The organism is Cyanobium sp. T1G-Tous (genome assembly GCF_024345455.1).
In the GTDB taxonomy this organism is placed as follows: domain Bacteria; phylum Cyanobacteriota; class Cyanobacteriia; order PCC-6307; family Cyanobiaceae; genus Cyanobium_A.
Map to the genome: position 1 here is coordinate 35,898 of NZ_JAGQBD010000014.1, position 25,850 is coordinate 61,747.

Here is a 25,850-nt window from a genome sequence, read left to right on the forward strand (position 1 = left end):
AAAATGGGGCAACCAGATGGCAATGTAGCAGCATGACTCGCACCCATCCGATCACGGTTCACTGGCTCCAAACCGGCCAGGTGATTCGCCACGAGGTTCCCGAAGGGGAATACATCCTGCGCAGCTTTGAGCAGCAAGGAGATCCCCTGCCTTTTAGTTGCCGCAACGGCTGCTGCACCGCCTGCGCCGTGCGCGTGATCAGCGGTGAAATCGACCAGCGCGAGTCCCTGGGGCTCTCGCGGGAGCTGCGCGGGCGTGGCTACGGACTGCTTTGCGTGGCCCGGGCCACCGGCCCCTTGGAGGTGGAGACCCAGGAAGAGGACGAGGTCTACGAACTGCAGTTTGGCCGGCACTTTGGCCGCGGCAAGGTGCGCAGCGCCCTGCCCTTGGAAGAGGAATGAAAGCAACCAGCACCGCAGCCTACGAACAGTCTGGCCTGAGCAGCGGCGAGCTCGAACAGCTAACGGCGGTGGCGCGCCGGGCGGCGGAAGCCGGAGGCGAGCAACTGCGCCAGCACTTTGGCCGCCTGCAGCAGGTCCGTGAAAAGGGGCGCTCCGGCGATCTGGTCACCGAGGCAGACCATGCCGCTGAAGCCGCGGTGCTGGCGCTGCTCGAGGCCGAAACACCGCAGATTGGCGTTCTGGCCGAGGAAAGCGGACGCCGCCCCAGGCCCGGCGATCTGGAGTGGTGCGTCGATCCCCTCGATGGCACCACCAACTACGCCCACAGCTACCCGCTGTTTGGCACCTCGGTGGGCTTGTGCTGGCGCGGCCAGCCCCTACTCGGCGCCCTAGCTGCTCCGGGCCTGGAGCAGCTCTACTGGGCCGCCCCCGGCCTGGGCTCTTGGTGCAATGGCAGCAGGTTGGCGGTTAGTAATTGCCCCAGCCTCGGGCAGGCCCTGCTGGTGACCGGCTTTGCCTACGACCGCTGCAGCCGACTCGACAACAACTACGCCGAATTCGCCTGGTTTACCCACCGCAGCCAGGGCGTGCGCCGCGGCGGCTCGGTGGCCCTGGATCTCGCCTTCGTGGCCGCCGGCAAGCTCGATGGCATTTGGGAGCGGGGCCTATCGCCCTGGGATCTGGCCGCCGGAGTGGTGCTTGTGGAGCAAGCCGGCGGAGTGGTGAGCGCCTACGACGGCTCGGCATTTGCGATCGATTCGGGGCGGATCCTGGCCTCTGGAGCGACCCTGCAACCAGCCCTGATAGAGGGCCTGGCCTCCTGCCGCCCCCTGGCCGGCGCCAGCTATGGCGCCCCCGAACTCGACTCTCCCTGATTCGATCCATAGGATCAGCCCACCCCATCCCACCTTCAACGCCGCAATGGCCCTGCAACCTGCCGCTGGCGTTCGGGATCTCAACCCCCGTGAAGTTGAGGGCAACCGGCGCATCGCCGATCAACTAGCAGCTGTGTATCGGCTCTGGGGCTATCAGGAGGTGGCGCCGCCCAGCTTTGAGCGGCTCGACACCCTGGAGGCTGGTGGTGGCATCGACGGCCGTGAGCTGGTGCGGCTGGCAAGTGATGAGCCCCTGGGGTTGCGGCCGGAACTGACCGCCTCAATCGCCCGCGCCGCCAGCACCCGCCTGGCCGAGCGGCCCCGCCCCCTGCGGCTCTGGGCCATGGGCAGCACCTTCCGCAGCTCCACGGCTGACGGCGGCTCCCAGCGGCTGCACGAACAGTTGCAGAGCGGCGTGGAGCTGCTCGGGGCCCAAACAGCCGCCGCCGATGTGGAGCTGATGCGGCTGCTGCTTGCCGCCGCCGGAGCTCTTGGACTGCAGGCCCATCACCAGCCGCGGCTGCTGGTGGGGCACCACGGGGTGCTCAGCGCCCTGCTGCGCCAGCTGCCCGAGCAGCAGCAGGGAGCGGCCCGCGCCGCCCTCACCAACTTCGATCCCCTAGCGCTGGCCCAACTGGCCCTCCCCGATTCTGATCGGCAGCGACTGGGCAACCTGATGCGCCTGCGCGGCGAGCCAGCCAAGGTGCTGTATGAACTGGAGCAATGGCTCGGCCCCATACCCCTGCTAACGGAGCTGGGCGAGACCCTGGCAGCGGTGGCCCCGGCCGCCGAGCGCCTGGGGGTGCAACTACAGCTCGACCCGAGCTTCCAGCCCCACTTCGCCCTCTATGACGGCCTTGTGCTGAAGCTGGTCTGCCAGGGACAGGAGGTGCCGGTGGAGATCGCCAGCGGCGGTCGTTACGACGCCCTGGTGGGTCGCTTTTGCCCAGAGCCAAGCAAGGCTGCGGGAGTGGGCTTTGGCTTCGATGTGGGAGCGGTGCGGGAGCTGGTGGCACCGGCCATAGAGAGCCCTGCGCCGGTACTGGTGGCCTACGGCAACCCCCAACACCTGGCCGCAGCCCTCGATCAGCTGGAGGCCCTGCACCAGATGGGCACCTGCGCTGAACTGCTCAGCGGCGCCTGCGCCAACCAGGCGGAAGCTGAAACCCTCAGCCAGGCTCGCGGCTGCGGCCGTACCCTCTGGATCGATTCCTAAAATTCGAAGATGGCTCACACGATCGTCACCAACGTCTGCGAGGGCGTAGCCGATTGCGTCGATGCCTGCCCCGTGGCTTGCATCAACCCCGGCCAAGGCGCCAACAGCAAGGGCACAAACTTTTATTGGATCGACTTCGACACCTGCATCGATTGCGGCATCTGCCTGCAGGTGTGTCCCGTGCAGGGGGCCATCCTTCCCGAAGAAAAGCCCGAGCTGCAGCAGGCGGGCTGAGCGCCATAGGAGGCAGGTTGTGCGCTCCGCCGCTTAGTCAACTCAAGGCTTAGCTAAGTCTTGGCTTAGCCAAGCCAGAAGTTCGGAGACCCCTCCCTCAGAGCCATTGAGCCGAAAGGCCCAAGCTCCGTAAGGATTGCCCAACGACGAAACGCCTGCCATGACGGTGCTGGAACAGGGCCAGATTCAGATCCACACCGAAAACATCTTTCCAATCATCAAAAAGGCCGTCTACAGCGGCCATGAGGTGTTTCTGAGGGAGCTGGTGAGCAATGGCGTGGATGCCATTAGCAAGCGGCGCATGGCGGCTATGGCTGGCGACTGCAGCGAAGGGCCTGAAGCCAAGATTTCGATCCGTATCGACCGCGAGGCCAAAACCCTCACCATCTCCGACAACGGCATCGGCATGAATGTCGATGAGGTGAAGCGCTACATCAACCAGGTGGCCTTTTCCAGCGCCGAAGACTTCCTCGAGAAATACAAGCAAGAAAACGACGCGATCATCGGCCACTTCGGCCTGGGCTTCTATTCCAGCTTCATGGTGGCTAAGCAGGTGGAGCTGGTGAGCCTCTCGGCCAGCGCTGGCGCTGAGGCGGTGCGCTGGAGCTGTGATGGCTCCCCCAACTTCAGCCTGGAGCAGGCCGAGCGCAGCGAGCCCGGCACCGACGTGATCCTGCACCTGATGGAGGAAGAGCTCGAATACATCGAGCCGGCCCGCATCCGCACCTTAATAACCACCTACTGCGACTTCCTGCCGGTGGAAGTGCAGCTGGAAGGCGAAACCGTTAATAAGCGCGAAGCCCCTTGGCGCAAGAGCCCTAGGGATCTCAGCGACAACGACTACATCGAGCTCTACCGCTACCTCTACCCCTTCCAGGGCGATCCCCTGCTGTGGGTGCACCTAAACACCGACTACCCCTACAACCTGCAGGGCATCCTGTTTTTCCCCAAATCCACTGGCCGGGCCGACTGGGAGAAAGGCGAAATCAAGCTCTACTGCAACAACGTGTTCGTTAGCGATTCAATCAAGGAGGTAGTGCCCCGCTACCTGCTGCCCCTGCGCGGCGTGATCGATTCGCCCGACATCCCCCTGAACGTGAGCCGCTCCGCTCTGCAAACCGACCGGCGAGTGCGCTCGATCGGCGGCTTCGTGGCCAAGAAGGTGGGCGACCGGCTCAAGGAGCTACATCGCGACGACCCCAAGCGCTACGCCGAAAGCTGGGAGTCGCTGGCCCCCTTCATCAAGATCGGCGCCATGGAGGATGAAAAGTTCGCCGACCAGGTGGCCGATCTGGTGCTATTTGGCACTAGTGCGTCGCCCACGGAGCAGGAGCCTGGCGAAGGCGAGAGCATTGACCCCATCCCCGGCGAAGGCGGCAAGGCCTACACCACCCTGGCTGGCTACCGCACCCGCCTGGATGCCGCCAACGACAAGCGCATCCTCTACTGCACCGATGAGGCCGGCCAGGCTGGGGCCCTTGCTTTATGGAAGAGCCAGGGGGCCGAAGTGCTGCTGGCCGACACCTTCATCGACACGCAGTTCATCCCCTGGCTGGAATACCGTCACGAGGAGCTCAAGTTCCAGCGGGTGGACAGCGAGCTGGATGAATCGCTGCAGGAGAAAGAAAGCGAGATCAGCGACGCAGACGGCAATGACAATTCCGAAAAGCTGCGCGATTTATTCAAAGCAGCTCTGGCCAACGACAAGGTGACCATCCAGGTGCAGGCCCTCAAGGGTGACAACGCCCCCGCCGCCCTGATCCTGCTGCCGGAGCAGATGCGCCGCATCAACGACATGGGCGCCCTGATGGAGCAGCGCCTGCCGGGCCTGCCCGATCACCACGTGCTGCTGGTGAACCGCAAGCACCCCCTGGTGGAGGGCCTGCTCAAGCTCTCGGCCGGTTCGGTGATCACAACCGGTGGCAGTGGCGGCAGCTCCCCCAGCCAGCAGCTGGCCGATGATCTTGGCCGCCATGTGTATGAATTGGCCCGCCTGGCGGTGGGCGGTCTTGAGCCCAACGAGCTGGCCGGCTTCCAGCAGCGCAGCTCCACCCTGATGGGGCAGTTGATGCAGAGGGGGCTCTGACTCCCTCAGGTAGCTAGCGGCAGGGCCAGCCCAGGCTGGATCTGCACTTTGATAGGATGTTCATCTGGGTTTAGTCCCTGCAAGTCGTTTCGGAAATCGGTCATGTCCCGGGTCTGCCAGCTCACCGGCAAGCGCGCCAACAACGGCATGGCCGTCTCGCACTCCCACGTGCGCACCAAGAAGCTCCAGCAGGTAAATCTGCAGGAGCGCCGTCTTTGGTGGGCCGAAGGCAACCGCTTTATCAAGTTGCGCGTCTCCACCCGCGCTCTGAAAACCATTCAGAAGAAGGGTTTGGGCGCTTACGCCAAAGAACTGGGCGTCAACCTGGCAAAAATCTGAGCCTCCGATGCGGCGTCGGGCAGTTCTGCAGGGCCTAGCTGCTCTTATGCCCGCAACAGCGGGTGCTGCAAGCCTGTTGGCATTTAGCCGACAGGCTTTTGCTTTGGGAGGCACCCTGCCCGCTCTCAACCAATCCGCCCCTGATTTCGACCTAGCCGGCATTGCGCCAGCAGCCGGTGGTGAAGCCGTGCCTACCCGGTTGAATTTGGCCGACTTCCAGGGCAAATGGTTGGTGCTCTACTTCTATCCCCGTGATTTCACCGGCGGCTGCACGATCGAAGCCCGCGGTTTTCAAAAAGACCTGGCCAGTTTCACTGTCGCCAATGCGGCCGTGGTGGGGGTGAGCGCCGATGACGCCGAATCCCACGCCGATTTCTGCAGCAGCGAAGGGCTGGCCTTTCCCTTGCTGTCAGATCCAGCTGGCACTGTGAGCCGCGCCTACGGCAGCTGGATCGCACCTTTCTCCCAGCGCCACACCTTCCTGATCGACCCCTCAGGCATATTGCGCTCCACATGGGTGGCGGTCCGTCCCAGCGGCCACAGCGCCGAAGTGCTCAGCGCCTTGCAGCAGTTTCAGGCCAGCTGATCGGGCCCTAAAGCAGCCGATAGGTCATAAACCAGCCCGTGGGTCCAGACATGCAAATACTTGCTGGTGTACTTCGCTCTGCCGACGCAGCTCCAGCAACCGGGAAGCGGGCGGCGGGGTGTCGAGCGCCCCATCCCAGCTGGCCAGCATTGCTGGCGATGGCGCCGCGTCCAGGCTCTGACAGGGGCAGCCCAGGTTGGCGGCGGCGGCAGCCACCTTGGGGTCGTAGCTGAGGGCGGCGCAGGGAGCACCGGAGAGGGCCGCAAGGATCAGGCCGTGCAGCCGCATCGCCACCACCAAGCCAGCGCCGCTGCATATGGCCATCGCCTCCTGGGGCCGCTCAGCCAGCACCTCCCGACTGCGGGCTGCCAGCCCTGGCGGCAGCAGCTGCTCGCTGCGCAGCTGCTCCAGTAGGCCCCGGTCCTGATTGGCGTGAAAAGGCAGCCAGATCACCTCCCGATCGTGGCTGGCGGCCAACTGATCTAGAGCTGCCAAATAGGGCTTCCACGCTGAGCCCTGCAACTGGCGGGTGGGGCGAAAGCAAAGCACTAGGGGGCCGCCCCTACCTCGCCATGGCTGGGGCTCTAGGGCCCAGACGGGATCGCTGCCCACCGGTCCCTCGCGCCCCAGGCTCCTGGCCAGAGCCGCCGACTCCGGATCCCGCCAGCTCACAGCCGTTGCCAAGCGCAGCAGGCGGCCCACCAGCAAGCGGCTGCGCCGCCGCTGCAGGGGTCCCAGCCCCTGGCCCCAAAGCAGCACAGGCTTGCCCTGCAAGCGGGAGGCCCCAATCAGAGCTGCGTAATAAAGCAGGCTCTTGAAACTGGTGGAATCCTGCAGCAGGCTGCCGCCGCCAAGCACCAAGGCGTCAGAGTGCCGCAGCGCCTTGAGCACCAGGGGCAGGCTGCGGCGCGCCACCGTATCAACCCCAAAGCGCTCCCGCACCAGGGCACCGTCATGGGCTGTGACCGTGGCCTGGCAACCCGCAGGCAACTGGCCCAGCAGCACCTCCAGCAGGGCATCATCCCCGAGGTTGTGCTCGCCGTAGTAACCGCAGAGCAAGAGCCGCCGCGGCGGTACCGAGATCTTCTGGCGGGTTGCGACCACAGACCGCTCGAAAGCACCCAAATAGTCTTTCAGCCTACCTAACTTGCTCTAAGTTTTTGCACTGTTACGGTTTAGTGAGCCCTGATCCTCAATGCACGCGCCGCATCCGCAATCACCACTTCGATAGCCAGCGCTGGAATGGGCTCAAGCCGCGCGGGGACGACATCATCATCGCCAGTCCGTACAAGAGCGGCACCACTTGGCTGCAGTCGATCGTGGCCCATCTGCTGTTTGAGGGCGAATTGCCCGCCTCGCTGGCAGAGCTCTCCCCCTGGCTGGAGGCGAATTATCACGATCTTGAGGCCCTGCAGCAAACCCTGGAGCAGCAACGCCACCGCCGCTTCATCAAGAGCCATCTGCCCCTAGATGCCCTCCCCTGGGACCACCAGCGCTCGTTTTTATACATCGCCCGCGATGGACGGGATGTGGCGATGTCGCTCTGGAATCACTACTTTAACTGGAGTGATGAAGCCCACCAGCTAGTCAACCAAGTGCCCAACGAACGGGGAGATACCTTTCCGCTCCCCCCCGCCGATGTGCACACCTTCTTTGATGACTGGCTGCAGCGCGGCTGGCTGAGCTGGGAGCAGGACGGGTGGCCCTACTGGTCCTTCTTTCACAACGTGCAGTCTTGGTGGGATCACCACCAACAACCCAACATTCTCTTACTCCACTACAACGACCTCAAGGCCGATCTCCTGGCTCAGGTGCAGCGGATCACCAGCTTCCTCGGCCTCGACCCCGACCCGGAGCGCTTAGAGATGGTGTGTGCCGCCGTCGACTTCAAAGCCATGCGGCGGCAAAGCGCCACCTATGTGCCCTGCGGCGGGCGTCTCTGGCAGGGGGGCGCCGAATCTTTCCTCTATCGGGGTACCAACGGGCGTTGGCGGGGGGTGCTGCGGCCGGAGCAGCTGGAGGCCTACGAACGGGTCAGCCGCAGTGCCCTTAGCCCCGAATGCCACCGCTGGCTCCATCGAAGCTGCGATCAACAACTGCCCACGGTGGATGGCTAGGCGCGATGGTCACCGTTGAGACACTGGAAGCTCTGGATCTGTTGATCTGGCTTGGGAGTGGTGCCCTAGCCGGAGATCGGGCTCGCTGCAATCAGAGCACGGTGTCCAGGCGGGTCCGTCAGGCCGAGTCCAACCTCGGCCTCAAGCTGCAACGCAGAGGCGCCCAGTGGCACCTGAGGGGAAATTCCCTGCTGTTGCGTATGGAGAGAGAGGTACACCAAGTCAATCGAATCCATCGCAACCGCCCCCTGCGACTGCAGGCTCCGGCATGGAGTCACGACCACCTGCTGAGGCCGCTGCCGCACGGCTGGGTCATCAACCCCAGCGATAGGCCGGGGTCGCCCCATCACTGTCTGGACCTGCTGAAGGAGCGGGTGGTCGACGCCTGCCTGGCAACCCTGCCCGAACGACCGTCCAGCGACGACCATCGCTTCACCTGCTTCGACCTATACCGCTCGCCAATCCATCTGGTGACCCTGGCGGACTCTCGTGTGGTTGATATCTCCAGCCCAACCCGACTGGAGATCGGATCGTGCTGCCAGATCTCTACCTTCCCGTTTAATCCCCGCGCCCAGAAGCTGTTCATTCACAAATTCTTCCAACATCACTTCCAGCCAGACCAGGCTTACGCATTCGCTGGACAAAGTCAGAAAGAGGCCGTGTACTTCGCCAACAGCCTGATGCTTAAAAGCTTGCGATCCACCCTGCCGGTGGTTGAGCTAGATGTTGCCGTGCCCTCCCATTACGTAGAGAGCCTGGTGGTGCTGCACGACAACCGAAACGCACCGGCCATTGCCGAACTGGTCGACACCCTGCGCCGCCGCATCCAGGACGTGTCACGCTCCGAGGAGAAGCTCACGCCCCTGCTCTGACCCCATGCATGCCCTCTCCCTACCCACCTGGTGGATTCACGTCACCTCGGTGCTCGAGTGGGTGGTAGCGATGGTGGCCGTGCAGCGCCTCGGTGTGGTGCGCCGGGAGGGCGGTTGGCGTTGGTTGAGCCTGGCAATGTTGCCCGCCTTGGTGAGCGCCATGGCTGCCTGCACCTGGCATCTGTTTGACAACAGCCCAAACCTGCAGGGCCTGGTGGTGTTTCAAGCGGGCCTCACCACCATTGGCAACGCCGCCCTGGCCCTAGCAGCCTGGAACCTGCTGCGTCAGCAGCGGCAGGCGGCGCCATGAGCGGTCCCCTCGGCTGGCTTGCCGGCATCGACCCCACGCCTTTGTTCGTGCTGTCGCTACTCCCCTATCTGGCCTTCCTTTGGTGGGCAGGGCGGATTGAGGGGTTCCCCAAGCTGGCCCTGCGGGGTTTTCAATTCACCCTGGTTTTTGTGGCTGTCACGATTGCCGCCGCCATCGTGGCCCAGCTGCGCTACGGCGAGCTGCTGGCCAATGTGGATCCCCTGCATGGGGGAGCTGAATCGCTGCTCACGATCTCCAACCTGCTGGTGGTGCTTGGCTTCAGCGGGATCGGCGCCGTGATCACGGCCCAACCGCCCCGATCCTGATGCTCTGGCTCCTGGCGATCGCCTTCAGCCTGGCTGCTGGGCCCAGCCAGGCTGCACCCGTATTAAGGGTCGGTGTAGCGGATGGCTCCCAGCCCTGCTCCTACCGCCAGCGGGGCAGCTGGAGTGGCATGGCCGTGGAACTTTGGCAACAGGTCGCCGACCAGGAGCAGATTCCCTATGTACTGGTGCCAGCTGACAACACAACCGAGCTGCTGGCGGCCACCAAGCGCAACGAAGTAGACGTCGCGATCGGCTGCATCACCATCTCACCAGAACGCATCCGCCAGAACCGCTTCAGCCTGCCCTTTCAGGAATCGGGCTTGGGGGTGATGGTCAAACGCAACCAGCTGGAGCTCGGCAGTTCCCTTCTGCGCGCCCTGCTGGCTCCTGATCTGATCAGGCTGCTGCTGGCCTACGTGCTGCTGATAAGCCTGTTGAGCGTGGCTGTCTGGCAGGTGGAGCGCAACGGCAGTAAGCCCAGCAGCTGGGAGATCGGGCCGCGACGCGCCTTCGCCCTGATCTTTCAGGTGCTAGCCACCGGACCTGGCACAAACACCGTGGTAGTTAGTTCAAGGGGCCACACCTTGGTCTTCCTTGCCTACTTGGTGCGGATCATCACTGCCTCGCTGCTGGTCAGCTACGTCACCTTGAACGTCGTGCGGGGCAACCAGGAATTGGCGAGCCGCCACATCCGCAACCTCAACGATCTCGCTGGCCAGCGGGTTGCCGTGCGGCGTGGCACCGTCAGCGACGACCTACTGCAAAGACTCAACGACTCTGGCCTGCAGCCGCCGATTCAGCTGCGAGAGCTGGATCAAGTGATCCGCGCCGACAGCCTGCTGGTGGCTGATGCCGTGGATGCGGTGCTCGCCGACGACATCCAGCTCGACTTTTTGCTGCAGCAACTGCCCCACAAGCGCTACGGGCTGACACTGCGCAACCTCAACCCCCAATCCCAGGCATTCGCCCTCTCACCAGGCATCAGCGAAGACCTGGAAACCCGGATCAATGAAGCGCTTGGCAGGCTCAAGCGCGACGGCGTAGTCACCCGGCTGCGGCAGCAGGCAATGAACAAGTCTTAAGCCGGATCATCCATGGGCGGTGCTGCCCGGAAGATGGGGCGTTGGCACCTGCTCCATGATTGCTCCCCTCCTGGCCCTTGCCCCCGCCACCATCACCTGGTCACCCAAGGTGGCGTTGGTGATGATTGTCTGCAACGTGATTGCCATCGCCCTAGGCAAGGCCACGATCCAACATCAAAACGTTGGTCTGAAGCTGCCCAGCGCCGGCCTATTTGGCGGCTTCAGCCACGGCGCCATGCTCGGCACCTTGAGCCTCGGCCACATCCTCGGCATGGGCGCCATCCTTGGCCTGGCCTCCCGCGGCGTGGTGTGAAAACCTGGCTTTCAACCTCAGGGCTGAGACCCACCCTCAGGGCTGAGCGCCACCCTCAGGGCTCAACGCCAACCCAGTAAGTAGGGCAGCGCTTTAAGCCCGTAACGCTCAAAGCGGTAGTCAAACAACAGGGCGGAGAGATCCTCCGCCCGCCGGGTTTGCAAGCCAGCCAGCAGGCGCTCCAGGCGAGCATCGGCCCTGGCATCAGCCAGTCCTAGCCAGGTGCGCCTAGCTAGGCGGCCACTCAGGCTCCAGCGCCAGCCCAGCTCCCGCCTTAACAGGCTCGGGTATTGATCTAGGCCGGCAGAGCCTGCTGGCTTGGCCAGGGCCTTCAGCAGCAGCGGTGCCAGCACGCGGGCACTGGCTAGGGCGTGGCGGATGCCCTCACCACCCAGCAGGTTGGCCGTGCTCACCGCGTCACCTAGGCCGATCAGCCTGCCCAGCCGGTGTGGTTCATGGCGCCGCAACGTGCTGCGAATGCGTCCCCCATGGCGATCGAGCACCTCGGCTTGGCCTAGGCCGCAGCGCTGCACCAGGGCGCCCAGCTCTAGAGCCAGCGCTGGCTGGGCACGGCTGGGATCGGCCAAGCGACACACCCCCACCTTGAGCTGGCCCGGTGCCATCGGAAATACCCAGCCGTAACCCTGCCGCACCCAGTCGCTGCCAAGGAAGAAGCTGAGCCGGTCTGCCCAGGGCCGCTGCTGCTCGGGATCCACCTGCAGCAACCACTCCACCCCCAGGCCGGCCACCAACGGATCGGCCAGCGTTGCCTGCTCGCCAATCAGGGCGCGGCCCTCGCCGCTGGCATCCACCAGCCAGCGGCTGCGCAGCAGGCGGCGACCAGCAGCGCCATCGCGCACCACGGTGCACACGCCAGGGCCATCTTGATGCCAGCCAATGGCCGTGACGCCGAGCTGCAGGCGGGCGCCCCAGGCCTGGGCCTGGTCAGCTAGCCACTGGCGCAGAGCGCCAAACTCGAGCACGGCGCCGAGGGGTTGCTCTGCGCTCCACAGCCGCCGCTGCTCGCCTGGTCCCACCAGCTGCCAGCCACTCCAGCGCGCCGCCACAACGTGAGCGGGTATGCCAAAGCGATCGAGGGTCTCAAGCGGCAGGGCCGCACTACTGAAAGCCGCTTGACCCAAATGCTTAAGCCGATCAACCAGCAGCACATCAACTCCAGCCTGGGCAAGTAGGCGGGCTAGCTCAGCACCCGAAGGGCCAGCACCCACCACAAGCACATCACAGTCGTAGGGCTCCGGTTCAGACAGCAACGGGCGCAGCCGGAGCAGGGATACTGCTCTGAAGAGGAGCACCAAAACGGGTGATGATCCGCTCCGCCATCTGGGGCGGGGTGAGGCCCAGGCTCTGCTTGCTCTGCTCCGGGCTGGCATGGTCCACGAGCACGTCGGGGATGCCGATGCGCAACACGGGCACCAGGACGTCGTGGTCGCTGAGGGTTTCCACCACGGCGGCACCGAAGCCACCCGCCAAGGAGCCTTCTTCCATGGTCACCACCTTGCCGATGCGCTTTGCCAGCGGAAGGATCAGGGCCTCATCCAGGGGCCGCAGGAAGCGGGCATTAATCACCGCAGCGCGGATGCCCTTTTCCTGCAGCAGTCCGGCCGTAGCCATCGCCGGGGCCACCATGGCGCCGTAGGCCACGATCAGCAGGTCGTCGCCGTCGGTGAGCAGCTCGCCCCGGCCGATCTCTAAGGGTTCAAAACCTTCTTCAGCCAAAGGAACCCCCTCGCCTTCGCCGCGGGGAATGCGCAGGGCGCAGGGACCACTGTGGTGAATTGAGGTCACCAGCATGCGCTGCAGCTCAGCTTCATCCTTGGGCGCCATCACCGTGAAATTGGGGACAGCGCGGAAGTAGCTGATGTCGTATTGCCCCTGATGGGTAGGGCCATCGGCGCCAACGATGCCGGCCCGGTCGAGCACGAAGGTGACGGGCAGGTTCTGAATGCCGACGTCATGAATCAACTGGTCGTAGGCGCGCTGCAGGAAGGTGCTGTAAACAGCCACCACGGGCTTGAGGCCCTCGCAGGCCATACCAGCCGCCATGGTGACGGCGTGCTGCTCGGCGATGCCCACATCGAAATACTGGGCCGGGAAAGCCTTCTCCAGCAGATCCAGGCCGGTGCCGGTGGCCATGGCAGCGGTAATACCCACCACGGTGGGGTCCTGTTCGCAGAGCTTCACCAGCGTCTGGCCAAACACCTTGCTGTAGCTGGGTGGCTTCGGCTTACTGGAGGGATAGGCCTTGCCAGTGGCCAGATCAAAGGCGCTCTGGGCGTGGTAGCCCACCTGATCGGCTTCGGCGTAGGCGTAGCCCTTGCCCTTGGTGGTGGCCACATGCACCAGCACAGGCCCCTCGGTGCGGTGGGCCTGCTCAAAGGTGCGCACCATGCCGGCGATGTCGTGGCCATCGATTGGGCCGATGTAAGTGAAGCCCAGCTCCTCAAACACCGCACCCACCTTGGGCACCGCCAAACGCTTCATGCTCTCTTTGAGCGTCTTGAGCTCGTTGGGCAGCTCGCCGTGCAGGAAGGGCAGGTGCTTGATCGCCTCCTCGGCATTGCCCTGCAGAAACTGCAGGGGTGGGCTCAGCCGCATGCGGTTGAGGTAGGTGGAAAGGGCCCCCACCGGCGGGCTGATCGACATGTCGTTGTCGTTCAGCACCACGACCAGATTGGTTTTCGGCAGGTGGCCGGCGTGGTTGATCGCCTCTAGCGCCATGCCACCGGTGAGGGCGCCATCGCCGATCACCGCTACACATTTGAATTCTTCACCGCGGCGATCGCGGGCCAGGGCCATGCCTAGGGCCGCCGAGATCGAGGTGCTGGCATGGCCGGCACCGAAATGGTCAAAGCGGCTCTCGCTGCGCTTGAGGTAGCCAGCTACCCCGTTCTTCTGGCGCAGGCTGTCGAAATCCTTGTAGCGGCCAGTTATCAACTTGTGGGGGTAGGCCTGGTGACCCACGTCCCACACCACTTTGTCGTGGTCGAGATCGAGGGTTTGATAAAGGGCGAGGGTGAGCTCCACCACTCCCAGCCCTGGACCCAGGTGCCCGCCGCTGGTGCTCACCACCTCCAGATGGCGCTCACGAATCTGGCGGGCAATGGCTTCAAGCTCTGCCGTGCTGAGGCCGTGCAGCTGATTCGGGTGACTCAGCTCGCTGAGATGCATGCACAACCCTGGAGGTGAGGTGCAATCTAGGCCTTAGCTTCCGCCCAGGGGTCCGAATTGCGACACTGGTGCGATGAGCGAGGCCCCTGAGAGCTATCTGCAACGGATCCTGCGGGCGCGGGTCTACGACGTGGCCATTGAGTCGCCACTGGATCCAGCGCCGAATCTCTCGGCGCGCCTACACAACCGAGTGCTGCTGAAGCGCGAGGATCTGCAACCCGTGTTCAGCTTCAAGCTGCGCGGCGCCTACAACAAAATGGCTGGCCTCTCGCCTGCCGAGCTGGAGCGGGGCGTGATCGCCGCCAGCGCCGGCAACCATGCCCAGGGAGTGGCGCTAGCCGCCCAGAAGTTGGGCTGCAGGGCCGTGATTGTGATGCCTGTCACCACACCGGAGATGAAGGTGAAAGCGGTGGCAGCCCGGGGCGCTGAGGTGGTGCTGCACGGCGACAACTACGACGCCGCCTGCACGGAAGCCACGCGGCTAGGCCTTGAGCGGGGGCTCAGCTTCATCCATCCCTTTGACGATCCCGATGTGATCGCCGGTCAAGGCACGATCGGATTGGAGATCCTGCGCCAGTGCTCCTCTCCGCCTGACGTCATTTATGTGGCCGTAGGCGGTGGCGGCTTAATCGCCGGCATCGGCGCCTACGTCAAAACCCTCTGGCCCCAAGTTCAGATCGTTGGCGTTGAGCCGGTGGACGCTGATGCCATGACCCGCTCCCTAGCCGCCGGGGAGCGGGTGCAGCTTGAGCAGGTGGGCCTTTTCGCCGATGGCGTGGCGGTGCGCCGCGTCGGTGAGCTCACTTTTGAATTGGCGAAACAAACGGTGGATCGCATGGTGACAGTCGACACCGACGCCATCTGCGCAGCCATCAAGGACGTGTTCGAAGACACCCGCTCGATCCTGGAGCCAGCCGGAGCCTTGGCAATAGCAGGCATGAAGCGCGATGTGGTGCAACAGGGCTTACACGGCCAAACCTTGGTAGCGGTTGCCTGCGGCGCCAACATGAACTTTGACCGGCTGCGCTTCGTGGCCGAGCGCACTGAGATCGGCGAAGACCGCGAAGCGATGCTGGCGGTGGAGATCCCCGAGCAGACCGGCAGCCTGCGGCGCTTCTGTGGCGTGCTGGGCCAGCGCAGCCTCAGCGAGTTCAGCTACCGGCTGGCCGATCCCAGGGTTGCTCACATTTTTGTGGGGGTGCAGACCAGTGGCACGGCCGACGAGCAGCAACTGATCAACGACGTGCAAAACGCAGGCTTCCCCTGCCTCGACCTCTCCAACAACGAGCTGGCCAAGCTGCACCTGCGCCACATGGTGGGCGGCCGCCTGCCCGCCAGCGCTGGCCCGGCGCTTGAGCAGGGCGAAGAGCTGCTCTATCGCTTCGAGTTCCCCGAAAAACCAGGCGCCCTGATGGCGTTCGTAGACGCCCTACACGCCAATTGGAACATCAGCATCTTTCACTACCGCAACCACGGCGCCGATGTGGGGCGGATCGTGGTGGGGGTGCAGGTGCCTCGCGCTGACAGACCCGCCTGGCAGGAGTTCCTCGATGGCCTGGGCTATCAGCACTGGGACGAATCGGCCAACCCCGCCTACAAGCTGTTTTTGGGGCCCAGCTCCGCGCCCCTGCCAGCCCTGGCATGAGCCCAAAAAGCTGCGGTAACCTGCAGCCATGCAAAGCAAGGGGCTGATTCAGGGCCTATCCCTGCCCGCCCGGATGGAGGCGATCCTCTACTTGAAAGGTCGGCCCCTCAGCCTGGCAGAGCTTGCTGAGATCGCTGCGGTTAGCCGAGAGGAAGCGGAGCTTGGCTTGATCACCTTGATCACCGACTACGCCCACCGGGATACGGCCCTTGAAGTGCGCCAGGAGGGCAACCGATACAGCCTGCAGCTGCGCGATGGGCTGGGCGACTTGGTTCAAAACCTCCTGCCTGTGGACCTATCCACTGCCGCCCTGCGCACCCTGGCCACGATTGCCCTCAAAAAGCGGATCTTGCAATCGGATCTAGTCGAGTTGCGCGGCTCCGGCGCCTACGACCACATCAAGGAGCTACTGGCCCAAAATTTCATCGAGCGCAAGCGCCAAAGCGAGGGCCGCTCATACTGGCTCACCCTCAGCGAGAAGTTCCACCGCACCTTTGCCATCAAGGCTGAGGCTGACCTCTGGAAGCAAGCTGCCTAGAGTTGGCCCACTAACAAAATTCCATGGACGCCCTGAGTTTCCTGCTGCAGGTTCTGGCCCAGACCCTCAGCATCTACACCCTGGTGTTGCTGGTTCGGGTGTTGCTGAGCTGGTTTCCCAATCTCGACTGGGGCAACCCCGTGCTTTCGACGGTGAGCTCGATCACCGATCCCTACCTGAACGCCTTCCGCGGCCTGATTCCGCCCCTAGGCGGCTTAGACCTTTCGGCGATCGTGGCCTTCATTGCCCTGCAACTGGTGCAGAGCCTGCTCGAAGGCGCCAGCGTTTCGGTGCTGGGAGCTGGTTACTGATCAGCTAACGCCTGTTCAAGAGGCAGCAGCTCGTCATCGACGCCAGCGCGGCTGCGCACTGGAGCACTGAAACCCCTTGCCTTGACATTGCGGAAGCTCAGCGGTCCAGGGGTGCCAGCCGGCACCGATAGGCGCAGGGCAAAGGCAGAGGTGCCAGGGGGCACATCACCGATCGAACCCACCCGGGTGCGGTTTTGCAGCACCGGCTCGCCACTTGAATCAACGATCAGGGCAAAGACGTCGGTGTCAACTACGGGCTTGCGGGTGGGATTCACCACGCTGCCGCGCAGGGCGTAGCAGCTGGCGCCAGCGGGACGCCGCAATTCCGGCTGGGCACCGATGTCCTCGGCGGGGCAGGGCTCGATGCTCAGCTCAGATACCTGCAGATCTGCTGCCCAGGCAGGGGCTGGCAGCAGCAGCGCACCAATGACTAGGAGGCCGAGCAGCCGCCCCAGCCACTTGGCGAGCCCATGCCATGGCCCAAGCTCATTACCTTGCTTGCTCACCGCCTGTCACCACTGCCTCCAATCACGTTACGGGCGGCGCGGCTGGCCAGTTTGTCGAGGTTGGTCTGGGCAATTTGCTCTAGCTCCAGGCCAAGTTCAGAAGCGAGCTGGGCCACGTACCAGAGCACATCACCAAGCTCGAGCTGCAGGTCTGCAATCACCTCAGGCGAGAAGCTGCCCTGCCGGTCGCGCAGCACCTTTTTGACCTTGTCGGCCACCTCGCCAGCCTCACCGCACAGCCCCAAGGTGGGATAGATGGGGTTGGCGCCGACATCTGGGTAGCGGGCCGTGGCGCGGCAACGCTCTTGGTACAACTGAAAATCCACCTATGGCTGCCCATTGCAGGCCTGGATGGTAGTTTCCAGTCGTCTGTTGGCGTTTATATGCCCCAGCCCGATCTCATGCGTCGCACCAAGATCGTGGCCACGATCGGGCCTGCCACGGAATCCGCCGAACGTCTGCGCGAGTTGGTGGCCGCCGGCGCCACTACTTTCCGTCTCAATTTTTCTCACGGCGACCACAGCGAGCATGCGGCTCGCATCGCCACGATTCGCCAGGTGTCAACGGAGCTGGGCATTGAGCTCGGCATCCTTCAAGACCTGCAGGGTCCCAAAATTCGTTTGGGACGCTTTGCCGATGGGCCGATCACCCTGGCCAAGGGCGATCAGTTCACCCTCACATCTAGGGATGTGGCCTGCAATCAGAAGATTGCCACCGTCACCTACGCAGGCTTAGCCGATGAGGTGGTTCCAGGCAGTCGCATCCTGCTTGATGACGGCCGGGTAGAGATGGTGGTCGACAGCGTCGACAAGCCCCAGCAGACCCTGTTTTGCAGCGTCACCGTTGGTGGAGTGCTCTCTAACAACAAGGGGGTCAATTTCCCTGATGTGCAGCTCTCTATCCGTGCCCTCACCGAGAAAGACCGCATTGATCTGGCCTTTGGGCTGAAGCAGGGGGTTGATTGGGTAGCCCTGAGCTTTGTGCGCAACCCCTCGGACATGCGCGAGATCCGCGAGCTGATCCGCAGCCACGGCCACAACACACCTGTGGTGGCCAAGATCGAAAAGTTTGAGGCCATTGATCAGATCGATGACATCCTGCCCCTCTGCGACGGGGTGATGGTGGCTCGTGGCGACCTGGGCGTTGAGATGCCCGCAGAAGAAGTTCCCCTGTTGCAGAAGGAGCTGATTCGCAAGGCCAACAGTCTCGGCATCCCGGTGATCACGGCCACCCAGATGCTCGACTCAATGGTGAGCTGCCCCAGGCCCACCCGGGCCGAGGTGAGCGACGTAGCCAACGCCATCCTCGACGGCACTGATGCCGTGATGCTCTCTAATGAGAGCGCTGTGGGCGATTTCCCCGTAGAAGCGGTGGCCACCATGGCCATAATCGCCCGGCGCATCGAGCGGGATTACCCCCAGCGGGTGCTCGATAGCCACATGGCAACCACCATCCCCAATGCCATCTGCCAGGCGGTGAGCAGCATTGCTCGACAGCTCAATGCGGCCGCAATTTTGCCGCTCACCAAGGGGGGCTCAACTGCTCGCAATGTCAGCAAGTTCCGTCCCAGTACCCCAATTCTGGCGATAACCAGCGAGGTGAATGTGGCCCGGCAGCTGCAGCTTTGCTGGGGCGTCAACCCCTTGGTAGTGGAAGAGCAGGCCTCCTCCACCAGCACCTTCAGCCTGGCCATGGGCATGGCACGCGAGCTGGGTTTTCTACGTGATGGCGACCTAGTCGTTCAAACAGCCGGCACCCTCTCGGGTATCAGCGGCTCCACCGACTTCATCAAGGTGGGCATCGTCTCCGCCGTGCTCTCTAGGGGAACCGGCGTCGGCACTGGATCCGTGAGCGGTCGAGTGCGTCTGGTTGACAGTCCAGAGGCAGCGGCGGCAATCCAATCTGGCGAAATCCTGGTGGTGCATGAAACCAGCGCCGATTACGTCGAGGCGATTCGCAAAGCCAAAGGGGTAATTACAGAAGCCGGTGGGCTCGAAAGCCATGCCGCCTTGATCGCCGAACGCACTGGCGTACCAACAATTGTCGGGGTCTGTAACGCGATCGCCAACCTGCGTCAGGGGGAAATTGTGACCCTGGATCTCCAGCGCGGCGAGGTGCATCGCGGCGCCCGCAGCCACGACGCCGACGACAGACCCGCCATCGTTTAAGGCCAGCCGCCGCCACCGCAGCCATGCCAACCAAGCTCCCCATGCGGGAAACCGTGGGCATGGCCCTGAGCACCCTGCGCTCCAATCGGTTGCGCAGTTTGCTGACCATGCTCGGCATCGTCATCGGCAATGCCTCCGTGATCACCTTGGTGGGGGTGGGGCGAGGCGCCCAGAACCTGGCCGAAGGGCAGCTAAGCAATCTCGGCGCCAACGTGCTGTTTGTAGTGCCTGGCAACAACGACACCCGGCGCCAAGGCATTGACTTCCCAAAAAACCTCGTGCTCGAAGATGCGCTTGCCATCGGCGAGCAGGTACCCAGCGTCAAGCGGGTAGCCCCCCAAATCACCTTGAGCGAGGTGGTTCAGGCGGGCGGACTGAGCAGCTCTACTTCAATTTTCGGGGTTACACCGGAGTTTCTTCCGGTACGTCAATTTGAGATTGCCCAGGGGCGCTTCTTCACAGCCAGCGATCTCAACGGCGCTCGCAATGTCACCGTGGTGGGGCCCGACCTGGGCGCAAAGATGTTTCCAGGCAAGGCGCCTGTGGGGCGCCAGCTACGTATTCGCAACCAGCTGTTCGAAGTGATCGGCGTTCTTGAACCCAAGGGAGCCGTGTTTGGTCAAAACCAAGACGAGAACGCCTACGTGCCCCTCAGCACCATGGTGAGCAAGCTTTCAGGACGCGACCCCACCTACGGGGTCAGCCTTAATTTCATCAGCGTCGAAGCCCGCGACGAGCAGAGCACGGGGGCCGCGAGCTTTCAAATCACCAACCTGCTGCGCCAGCGGCACCGGATCCTGCGGGAAGACGATTTTGCTGTGCGCTCCCAGAAGGATGCCCTCACGATTGTGAGCACAATCACTGGTGGCCTCACCTTGATGCTGGCTGCCATTGGTGCCGTCTCGCTGCTGGTAGGCGGCATCGGCATCATGAACATCATGTTGGTGTCGGTGAGTGAGCGCACCGAGGAGATTGGCCTGCGCAAAGCCCTCGGGGCCCGCAGTGGCGATGTGTTGCTGCAGTTTCTGGTGGAGTCGCTGGTGCTCGCCAGCCTCGGCGGTGTCATCGGCAGCGCGGTGGGCCTTGGCACGGTGGCTGTGGTCGGCGCTCTGACACCCCTACCGGCATCGATTGGTGCGGCCACGGTGCTGGTCACGGTGGGGCTGTCCGGTTCGATTGGCCTTTTCTTCGGCGTAGTGCCCGCCCGCCGGGCTGCGCGCCTCGACCCAATCGTTGCCTTGCGCAGCCTTTGAAACGCTCTGGAGAGCCGGCAGCGCGACAGGGCGAAACCAGAAAAAACCATTAAAAACCAAAAACAGTGGCCTCCGTCACTAAACCCGCACTCAAGCCAGTGGCTTTATGGGTGGAGAAATCGGGATTCAGACGTGGCCCACATGGCGTGCAGTTACCGCAATACCAGCGATCGGATGGTGATCCTGCGCTGCATCGGTCCCGAGGAGTTCTTCCTCGAACGAGTGGTGTTTCCATTCGAGCTTCTCAGCTTCCAGTGCCCACCAAGCAGCGTGGTGAAGATCTGGACCCACGGCCTCGGTGGCCCCGAATTGGTGGAGACCGTTAACGCAGGCGATCTACTCAACGAGGCAGCGTGCCAACCAGCTCAATCAGCCCAACCGACCCAACTCGAAGCGCTGCCCAGTTCGCGCGGCTACCTCCCCGGTCTGCCGGATGGCGAGCTGCCTTGGGCAACGGCCAGCTGATGCTGGGCTCGGGGAGGGGCCCTGGCGCCGTTACACTTGTCAACAAAGTGTCTCAGCTATGAACCAGCGCTGGCGTCTGATTGCCCTCTGGCTACTGCCCCTTGCAGTGGTCGCATTCCTCGGATGGCAGCTGCTTGGTAACGGCGGCACGGCCCGTTTCAAACCAGAAGGCGCCACGGTTGCTCCCCGCAATGCGGCAATAGCCAGAATGAGCTATGGCCGCTTCCTCGATTACGTCGATGCGGGCCGCGTAACAGCTGTCGACATCTTCGACGGCGGTCGCAGTGCAGTTATCGAGGCTGTGGATCCTGACCTCGACAATCGGGTGCAGCGTCTGCGCGTAGACCTGCCCGGCGTTGCTCCAGAGCTGGTCAACAAGCTCAAAGAGCAGGGCATCAGCTTCGATATTCATCCACCCAAAACCGCTCCACCAGCTCTTGGATTGCTCGGCAATCTGCTCTTCCCATTGCTGCTGATCGGTTCGCTGATCTTCCTTTCTCGCCGCGGCAACGGCATGCCCGGGGGCCCCGGTCAGGCGATGCAATTCGGCAAAACAAAAGCCCGCTTCGCTATGGAAGCTGAAACTGGCGTCAAATTTGACGACGTGGCTGGTGTTGAAGAAGCCAAGCAGGACCTCCAGGAAGTTGTCACCTTCCTAAAAACCCCCGAGCGCTTCACTTCAGTTGGCGCCAAGATCCCCAAAGGCGTGCTGCTGGTAGGACCTCCCGGTACCGGCAAAACCCTGCTTGCCAAGGCAATTGCTGGCGAAGCTGGAGTCCCCTTTTTCTCGCTTTCAGGTTCTGAATTCGTTGAAATGTTTGTTGGGGTGGGTGCCAGCCGGGTTCGCGACCTGTTCAAGCGGGCTAAAGAAAACAGCCCTTGTTTGATCTTCATCGACGAGATCGATGCGGTTGGACGTCAGCGTGGTGCCGGTGTCGGCGGCGGTAACGACGAGAGGGAGCAAACCCTCAACCAGCTGCTCACCGAGATGGACGGCTTTGAAGGCAACAGCGGCATCATCATCATTGCTGCAACAAACCGAGCCGACGTGCTCGATTCAGCCCTGCTGCGCCCAGGTCGCTTCGATCGACAGGTTCAAGTAGATGTGCCAGACATCAAAGGAAGGCTGTCTGTGCTCAAGGTGCACAGCCGCGATAAAAAGCTGGCCGACGATGTGAGCCTCGAAGTGATTGCACGCCGTACCCCCGGCTTCTCAGGCGCCGATCTTGCCAACCTGCTCAACGAAGCAGCAATCCTCACAGCCAGACGCCGCAAGGAGGCAACCTCACTTGCCGAAATTGATGATGCCGTTGACCGGATCATTGCAGGCATGGAGGGCAAGCCCCTCACCGATGGCCGCAGCAAGCGACTGATCGCGTATCACGAAGTGGGCCATGCCCTGGTGGGAACCCTGGTTCAGGCCCATGACCCTGTTCAGAAGGTCACCCTGATCCCACGGGGTCAGGCCCAGGGTCTTACCTGGTTCTCTCCAGACGAGGAGCAGATGTTGGTGAGCCGGGCCCAGCTCCGTGCTCGCATCATGGGTGCCCTCGGCGGCCGGGCTGCCGAGGATGTGGTCTTCGGCCACGCAGAGGTCACAACCGGTGCCGGTGGTGACATCCAGCAGGTCGCCTCAATTGCCCGCCAAATGGTCACCCGGTTTGGCATGAGCGATCTTGGCCAGGTCTCCTTTGAGGCTGGCAACCAAGAGGTTTTCTTGGGCCGCGACCTAATGACCCGCAGTGATGGCTCCGATCGCCTTGCCAGCAAGATCGATGACGCCGTGCGCCAGATGGTGCACAGCTGCTACGCAGACACCGTCAAGTTGGTGGCAGAGCACCGCGCCTGCATGGATCGGGTAGTTGAGCTACTGATCGAGAAAGAGAGCCTCGATGGCGAAGAATTCCGCGCCATCGTGGCCGAATTCACGGCAATTCCAGAAAAGGAGCGCTTCTCGCCCCTGCTGGCCGGCTGATCAAGCAGTGGCGCTAGCCATAACAGGACCGGCATCCACGCGACTCGCCGTGGGTGCTGTTTGTGGTTGCTCAGCTAGCCAGCGAGCCACCCAGCCGGCTGCCACGCGATTCGACTCCTCAGCTGCCTCACTGCTCTCAAACACGCTTAGGGAGATCATCCGGTCACCGGCGTCACCCACGTCCACGAAGTAGTAGGCAATAAAACCTGGCAGTGCTTGCATTTCAGCTAGCAGCCCATCAAGCAAAGGCTGGGTGGCCTGAGCTGGATCCTTAATTCCCTCGTATTCGCGCAGGGTGGCGTACATAGGGCAGTTCTGAAGTGCGCCCCAACTTGGCCGCGCTGGTCCCATCCGTCAACCAACCCGTGTTCGAAGCTACTGAAGATGACCTATATGCCAGCCATGATTCGCAGGCCAGCACTAAAGGGAAGCGGCCCTAACCCAACTAAGGTTCATAGCCACGCACCCAATTGGACTTCTTGGTATGGCGGCCATCGATCCCACAGAAATGCTGGTAAAGCAGCCCGAACCGCAGTGGATCGGCGAGGCTCTCGGCACCAACGTCAAAAGCCTGGAAGCGAAGCTGCTGGGGGAGGCCAGGGGATTTCAATCGACCACTTGGCGACTAGAGCTGAGCTGTGATCCACCGGAAAAAGGGCCAGCAAGCGTAATTCTCAAAAGTGAAACCTCCAATAAGGACTTCAATGAGTTCAGCCGGCTGAATAACGCCTTTGGTCGTGAGGTGGGTGTTTACACTCACTGCACTCCAAGAATAGAGAATCACAAACCCTCAGTCTTTGCAACCAATTCCTCTGAACCTTTTTGGTTGCTGATCGAGGATCTGACCCACCTACGTTCAGGCGATCAAGTCATCGGGCTGAGCTACCAGGAAACGTTGGCCACGATCCAGCGCATGGCTGCTATCCACGCCGAATTCTGGCTTGATCCTTCCTTGAACCAGCACAGCTGGTTGCCAAACCATGGCTTCTGGTTTGCAGACCCCAAAGCCGAAATAGTTGATGATTTCTTTGCCACCTACGGCGTCCGCTTCGGCACGGATGTTTGCCGGTTATATCGCGCCGTACTGGAGCAAAGCTCTGACATTGATCAGGCTCTCAATGACAGGCCTTGGACCCTCGTCCATGGTGATCTGCGCGCCGACAATTTGCTATTCGGCCATACGCTGGAAGATCCGGAGTCGGTGATAATTGATTGGTCCTGGGCCAGCCGTAGTTCAGCCGCTATTGATATCGCCTTTTTAATTGGCGGCAGCACGCCCCAGGCTCAGCGGCTTGGACGTCATGAAGACCTGCTGCTGGCGTGGCACCAAGAACTACTCAAGCTTGGAGTTTGCGATTACTCGCTTGAAGAGGCGCGATACGACTTGCAATTGGCAGCTCTAAGGACCATCACTGCCGGCATAGCCATGCATTCCTTCACGGGCCCAGACATTCCCATCAGGGCAGCCCTGTTCATGGATGACGCGATCCAGCGTCATGCGGCCTACGCCTTGGAAATTGACGCCTGGCAAGCTCTGCCCGATCCGAGTGCCTGGCATGGCTGATATTGATGTAAAGCTCGCCAACCCACCGCTGGCTCCCGGCCCCTATCTGCGCCTGGGGGCAGGCAGCGATTGGCCAAAGGCCAATGGTTTCAGTGACAACAACTGTGCCAGCCTGCAGCCCCCTGCCCTATTTGGGTGCGGCACTGGCAATAACGGCCAAGCCCTTGGAGCTTCAGGCAGCTTCGAGCCGGCAGCAGTGATCGATGCGGCGGCGGGATATCGCTTCAACAGCTGGTTGCGGGCCGAAGCCCTGCTCAGCTGGCGGCCAGAGCTGGAATTCAGCGGCCAAAGCAACTTCCTAGGGCTTGCCGGAGCCAACCAACCTGTGACTGGCTCAGCCTCCTCCGTGGCCGGATTTGGGGTTGCCTATGTGGATCTGCCCAAAGTGGGGCGGATTCGCCCTTTCCTTGGCGCCGGCCTGGGCGTCGCCCGCAACAGCCTTAGCTCCGTTACCTATCGCTTCCCTGGCATCGCTGCAAATGCTGCCACTGTCACGCCCGATGGCAGCTCCAGCGATCTGGCCTACCTACTCACCGCAGGCATCAGCATTCCCCTTAATAAGCGGCTAGATCTCGACCTGGCCTATCGCTTTAGCGACCTTGGGGATGTGCGCACCAGCAGTGGTCAGGCTGGCTTGTCGCGACCGACGCTGCCAGCAGGCACCAAGATCCCTATCGGCGGAACCCAGGCAGCCCTGCAAGCCCATGGGGTGCAGCTGAGTTTGCGCTACTCATTTTAAATAAACACCCTAAAAAAACCCTTTTTAAAAACTCTTTCAAAAAAACTTTTAATCAGATCTAGACTGGAAATGCTATTCAGTCCCTCAAACGGGACGCACGGGTCTCTTTTCGATCACCTTGTCGATCAAGCCGTACTCAACAGCCTCCGCGGGTGACATGAAAAAGTCGCGATCGGTGTCTTCCTCGATGCGGGGCAGGGATTGGCCCGTGCGATCGCTGAGCTCCTGATTGAGCTTCTGCTTCAAGTAGAGGATTTCATTGGCCTGAATGCGGATATCGCTGGCCTGGCCGCGGGCGCCGCCCAAGGGCTGGTGGATCATGATCCGCGAATGGGTGAGGCTGCTGCGCTTACCCTTGGTGCCAGCACAAAGCAGGAAGGCACCCATCGAAGCGGCCAGACCAACGCAGACGGTCTGCACATCTGGCTTGATGTGCTGCATGGTGTCAAAAATTCCCAGACCGTCGTATACCGATCCGCCAGGTGAATTGATGTACATGAAAATATCCTTCTCGGGATCTTCCGCCTCTAGAAAGAGCAACTGGGCCACAACCCTGTTGGCCGACTCAGCAGTGACCGGTTCACCCAAAAAGATGATGCGCTCCCGCAGAAGCCGGGAATAGATGTCAAATGCGCGTTCACCCCGGCCCGACTCTTCAATCACGATCGGGATCATGGAGCTGAATTCGCAAGTGGTTCCGATCCTACTGAGCCTGGGCCGCTAAGGTCGATCAACCTTGG

General features: G+C 62.4%; 29 protein-coding genes. 22 read left to right on the forward strand and 7 right to left on the reverse strand.

Going from position 1 to position 25,850, the window contains the following annotated elements:
• Window positions 1-32 precede the first annotated feature (32 nt).
• From KBY75_RS09430 to KBY75_RS09460, 7 genes are all read left to right on the forward strand, one after another.
• Window positions 33-401 (forward strand): 2Fe-2S iron-sulfur cluster-binding protein, encoded by a 369-nt coding sequence (locus KBY75_RS09430; RefSeq protein WP_255023724.1) that lies wholly within the window; start codon window positions 33-35, stop codon window positions 399-401.
• A complete protein-coding gene (locus KBY75_RS09435) occupies window positions 398-1,276 on the forward strand; it encodes an inositol monophosphatase family protein (RefSeq protein ID WP_254936298.1) in 879 nt (292 codons plus the stop codon). The genes KBY75_RS09430 and KBY75_RS09435 overlap by 4 nt, the downstream gene beginning before the upstream one ends.
• 46 nt (window positions 1,277-1,322) lie before the next feature.
• Window positions 1,323-2,492 carry an ATP phosphoribosyltransferase regulatory subunit gene (locus KBY75_RS09440; RefSeq protein ID WP_255023725.1) on the forward strand — a complete coding sequence of 390 codons (1,170 nt, stop codon included), beginning with the start codon at window positions 1,323-1,325 and terminating at the stop codon, window positions 2,490-2,492.
• A gap of 9 nt (window positions 2,493-2,501) precedes the next feature.
• Window positions 2,502-2,726: a ferredoxin family protein gene (locus KBY75_RS09445; protein ID WP_106501642.1), complete on the forward strand. Its 225-nt coding sequence runs from the start codon at window positions 2,502-2,504 to the stop codon at window positions 2,724-2,726.
• Between the two features lie 160 nt (window positions 2,727-2,886).
• The gene (htpG, locus tag KBY75_RS09450) at window positions 2,887-4,812 is read left to right on the forward strand and encodes a molecular chaperone HtpG (RefSeq protein ID WP_255023726.1); all 1,926 of its coding nucleotides are present in this window, start codon (window positions 2,887-2,889) and stop codon (window positions 4,810-4,812) included.
• A 102-nt stretch (window positions 4,813-4,914) separates the two neighbouring features.
• Complete coding sequence (rpmB, locus tag KBY75_RS09455) at window positions 4,915-5,151, forward strand: 50S ribosomal protein L28 (RefSeq protein WP_106501739.1); 237 nt, start codon at window positions 4,915-4,917, stop codon at window positions 5,149-5,151.
• A gap of 7 nt (window positions 5,152-5,158) precedes the next feature.
• Window positions 5,159-5,737 (forward strand): peroxiredoxin, encoded by a 579-nt coding sequence (locus tag KBY75_RS09460; protein ID WP_396098162.1) that lies wholly within the window; start codon window positions 5,159-5,161, stop codon window positions 5,735-5,737.
• A gap of 24 nt (window positions 5,738-5,761) precedes the next feature.
• Here the strand turns inward: KBY75_RS09460 and csaB are convergent, their stop codons facing one another.
• The gene (gene csaB, locus KBY75_RS09465; RefSeq protein ID WP_255023728.1) at window positions 5,762-6,841 is read right to left on the reverse strand and encodes a polysaccharide pyruvyl transferase CsaB; all 1,080 of its coding nucleotides are present in this window, start codon (window positions 6,839-6,841) and stop codon (window positions 5,762-5,764) included.
• 74 nt (window positions 6,842-6,915) lie between these two features.
• On the opposite strand from csaB, the gene KBY75_RS09470 reads away from it, so the two are divergent.
• Genes KBY75_RS09470 through psaK form a run of 6 tightly spaced genes read left to right on the forward strand, consistent with a single transcriptional unit; the run spans window position 6,916 to window position 10,757 of the window.
• Window positions 6,916-7,854, forward strand: a complete 939-nt coding sequence (locus tag KBY75_RS09470; RefSeq protein WP_255023729.1) for a sulfotransferase domain-containing protein — start codon at window positions 6,916-6,918, stop codon at window positions 7,852-7,854.
• Window positions 7,855-7,859: 5 nt separating this feature from the next.
• A complete protein-coding gene (locus KBY75_RS09475) occupies window positions 7,860-8,726 on the forward strand; it encodes a hypothetical protein (protein ID WP_255023730.1) in 867 nt (288 codons plus the stop codon).
• A 4-nt stretch (window positions 8,727-8,730) separates the two neighbouring features.
• Window positions 8,731-9,036, forward strand: coding sequence for a DUF2499 domain-containing protein (locus KBY75_RS09480; RefSeq protein WP_255023731.1), 306 nt, complete (start codon window positions 8,731-8,733; stop codon window positions 9,034-9,036).
• Window positions 9,033-9,362: a DUF3593 domain-containing protein gene (locus KBY75_RS09485; RefSeq protein ID WP_255023732.1), complete on the forward strand. Its 330-nt coding sequence runs from the start codon at window positions 9,033-9,035 to the stop codon at window positions 9,360-9,362. The genes KBY75_RS09480 and KBY75_RS09485 overlap by 4 nt, the downstream gene beginning before the upstream one ends.
• Complete coding sequence (locus tag KBY75_RS09490; RefSeq protein ID WP_255023733.1) at window positions 9,362-10,444, forward strand: ABC transporter substrate-binding protein; 1,083 nt, start codon at window positions 9,362-9,364, stop codon at window positions 10,442-10,444. The genes KBY75_RS09485 and KBY75_RS09490 overlap by 1 nt, the downstream gene beginning before the upstream one ends.
• 55 nt (window positions 10,445-10,499) lie before the next feature.
• Entirely contained in the window at window positions 10,500-10,757 is a 258-nt protein-coding gene (gene psaK / locus KBY75_RS09495; RefSeq protein WP_254936306.1) for a photosystem I reaction center subunit PsaK, read from the forward strand.
• 62 nt (window positions 10,758-10,819) lie between these two features.
• Here the strand turns inward: psaK and KBY75_RS09500 are convergent, their stop codons facing one another.
• Window positions 10,820-12,028 (reverse strand): NAD(P)/FAD-dependent oxidoreductase, encoded by a 1,209-nt coding sequence (locus KBY75_RS09500; protein WP_255023734.1) that lies wholly within the window; start codon window positions 12,026-12,028, stop codon window positions 10,820-10,822.
• Complete coding sequence (gene dxs / locus KBY75_RS09505) at window positions 12,018-13,946, reverse strand: 1-deoxy-D-xylulose-5-phosphate synthase (protein WP_255023735.1); 1,929 nt, start codon at window positions 13,944-13,946, stop codon at window positions 12,018-12,020. The genes KBY75_RS09500 and dxs overlap by 11 nt, the downstream gene beginning before the upstream one ends.
• Window positions 13,947-14,019: 73 nt before the next feature.
• On the opposite strand from dxs, the gene ilvA reads away from it, so the two are divergent.
• The 3 genes from ilvA to KBY75_RS09520 are packed head-to-tail and all read left to right on the forward strand — an operon-like array spanning window position 14,020 to window position 16,440.
• A complete protein-coding gene (gene ilvA / locus KBY75_RS09510; protein ID WP_254936309.1) occupies window positions 14,020-15,591 on the forward strand; it encodes a threonine ammonia-lyase, biosynthetic in 1,572 nt (523 codons plus the stop codon).
• Window positions 15,592-15,619: 28 nt separating this feature from the next.
• Window positions 15,620-16,129, forward strand: a complete 510-nt coding sequence (scpB, locus tag KBY75_RS09515) for an SMC-Scp complex subunit ScpB (protein WP_254936310.1) — start codon at window positions 15,620-15,622, stop codon at window positions 16,127-16,129.
• Window positions 16,130-16,152: 23 nt separating this feature from the next.
• Complete coding sequence (locus KBY75_RS09520; RefSeq protein WP_254936311.1) at window positions 16,153-16,440, forward strand: YggT family protein; 288 nt, start codon at window positions 16,153-16,155, stop codon at window positions 16,438-16,440.
• Here KBY75_RS09520 and KBY75_RS09525 read toward each other — a convergent pair.
• Complete coding sequence (locus tag KBY75_RS09525; RefSeq protein WP_255023754.1) at window positions 16,434-16,895, reverse strand: hypothetical protein; 462 nt, start codon at window positions 16,893-16,895, stop codon at window positions 16,434-16,436. The two genes, KBY75_RS09520 and KBY75_RS09525, sit on opposite strands and share 7 nt — an antisense overlap.
• A 47-nt stretch (window positions 16,896-16,942) precedes the next feature.
• Window positions 16,943-17,272: a nucleoside triphosphate pyrophosphohydrolase family protein gene (locus tag KBY75_RS09530; RefSeq protein ID WP_255023736.1), complete on the reverse strand. Its 330-nt coding sequence runs from the start codon at window positions 17,270-17,272 to the stop codon at window positions 16,943-16,945.
• Window positions 17,273-17,329: 57 nt separating this feature from the next.
• Here KBY75_RS09530 and pyk point away from each other — a divergent pair, with 57 nt between their 5' ends.
• The 4 genes from pyk (at window position 17,330) to ftsH (ending at window position 22,807) form a co-directional block, all read left to right on the forward strand.
• Window positions 17,330-19,114: a pyruvate kinase gene (gene pyk / locus KBY75_RS09535; protein WP_255023737.1), complete on the forward strand. Its 1,785-nt coding sequence runs from the start codon at window positions 17,330-17,332 to the stop codon at window positions 19,112-19,114.
• 23 nt (window positions 19,115-19,137) lie between these two features.
• The gene (locus KBY75_RS09540; RefSeq protein WP_254936314.1) at window positions 19,138-20,367 is read left to right on the forward strand and encodes an ABC transporter permease; all 1,230 of its coding nucleotides are present in this window, start codon (window positions 19,138-19,140) and stop codon (window positions 20,365-20,367) included.
• A gap of 141 nt (window positions 20,368-20,508) precedes the next feature.
• Complete coding sequence (locus KBY75_RS09545; protein ID WP_254936643.1) at window positions 20,509-20,832, forward strand: DUF1830 domain-containing protein; 324 nt, start codon at window positions 20,509-20,511, stop codon at window positions 20,830-20,832.
• 58 nt (window positions 20,833-20,890) lie between these two features.
• Window positions 20,891-22,807, forward strand: a complete 1,917-nt coding sequence (gene ftsH, locus KBY75_RS09550) for an ATP-dependent zinc metalloprotease FtsH (protein ID WP_254999275.1) — start codon at window positions 20,891-20,893, stop codon at window positions 22,805-22,807.
• Here the strand turns inward: ftsH and KBY75_RS09555 are convergent, their stop codons facing one another.
• A complete protein-coding gene (locus KBY75_RS09555; protein WP_255023738.1) occupies window positions 22,808-23,113 on the reverse strand; it encodes a hypothetical protein in 306 nt (101 codons plus the stop codon).
• Between the two features lie 178 nt (window positions 23,114-23,291).
• Between KBY75_RS09555 and KBY75_RS09560 the strand changes: the two genes are divergently transcribed.
• Window positions 23,292-24,371: an ecdysteroid 22-kinase family protein gene (locus tag KBY75_RS09560; protein WP_255023739.1), complete on the forward strand. Its 1,080-nt coding sequence runs from the start codon at window positions 23,292-23,294 to the stop codon at window positions 24,369-24,371.
• Window positions 24,364-25,110, forward strand: a complete 747-nt coding sequence (locus tag KBY75_RS09565; RefSeq protein ID WP_255023740.1) for an outer membrane protein — start codon at window positions 24,364-24,366, stop codon at window positions 25,108-25,110. The genes KBY75_RS09560 and KBY75_RS09565 overlap by 8 nt, the downstream gene beginning before the upstream one ends.
• Window positions 25,111-25,194: 84 nt before the next feature.
• Here the strand turns inward: KBY75_RS09565 and clpP are convergent, their stop codons facing one another.
• Complete coding sequence (clpP, locus tag KBY75_RS09570) at window positions 25,195-25,785, reverse strand: ATP-dependent Clp endopeptidase proteolytic subunit ClpP (RefSeq protein ID WP_255023741.1); 591 nt, start codon at window positions 25,783-25,785, stop codon at window positions 25,195-25,197.
• Between the last annotated feature and the right edge of the window lie 65 nt (window positions 25,786-25,850).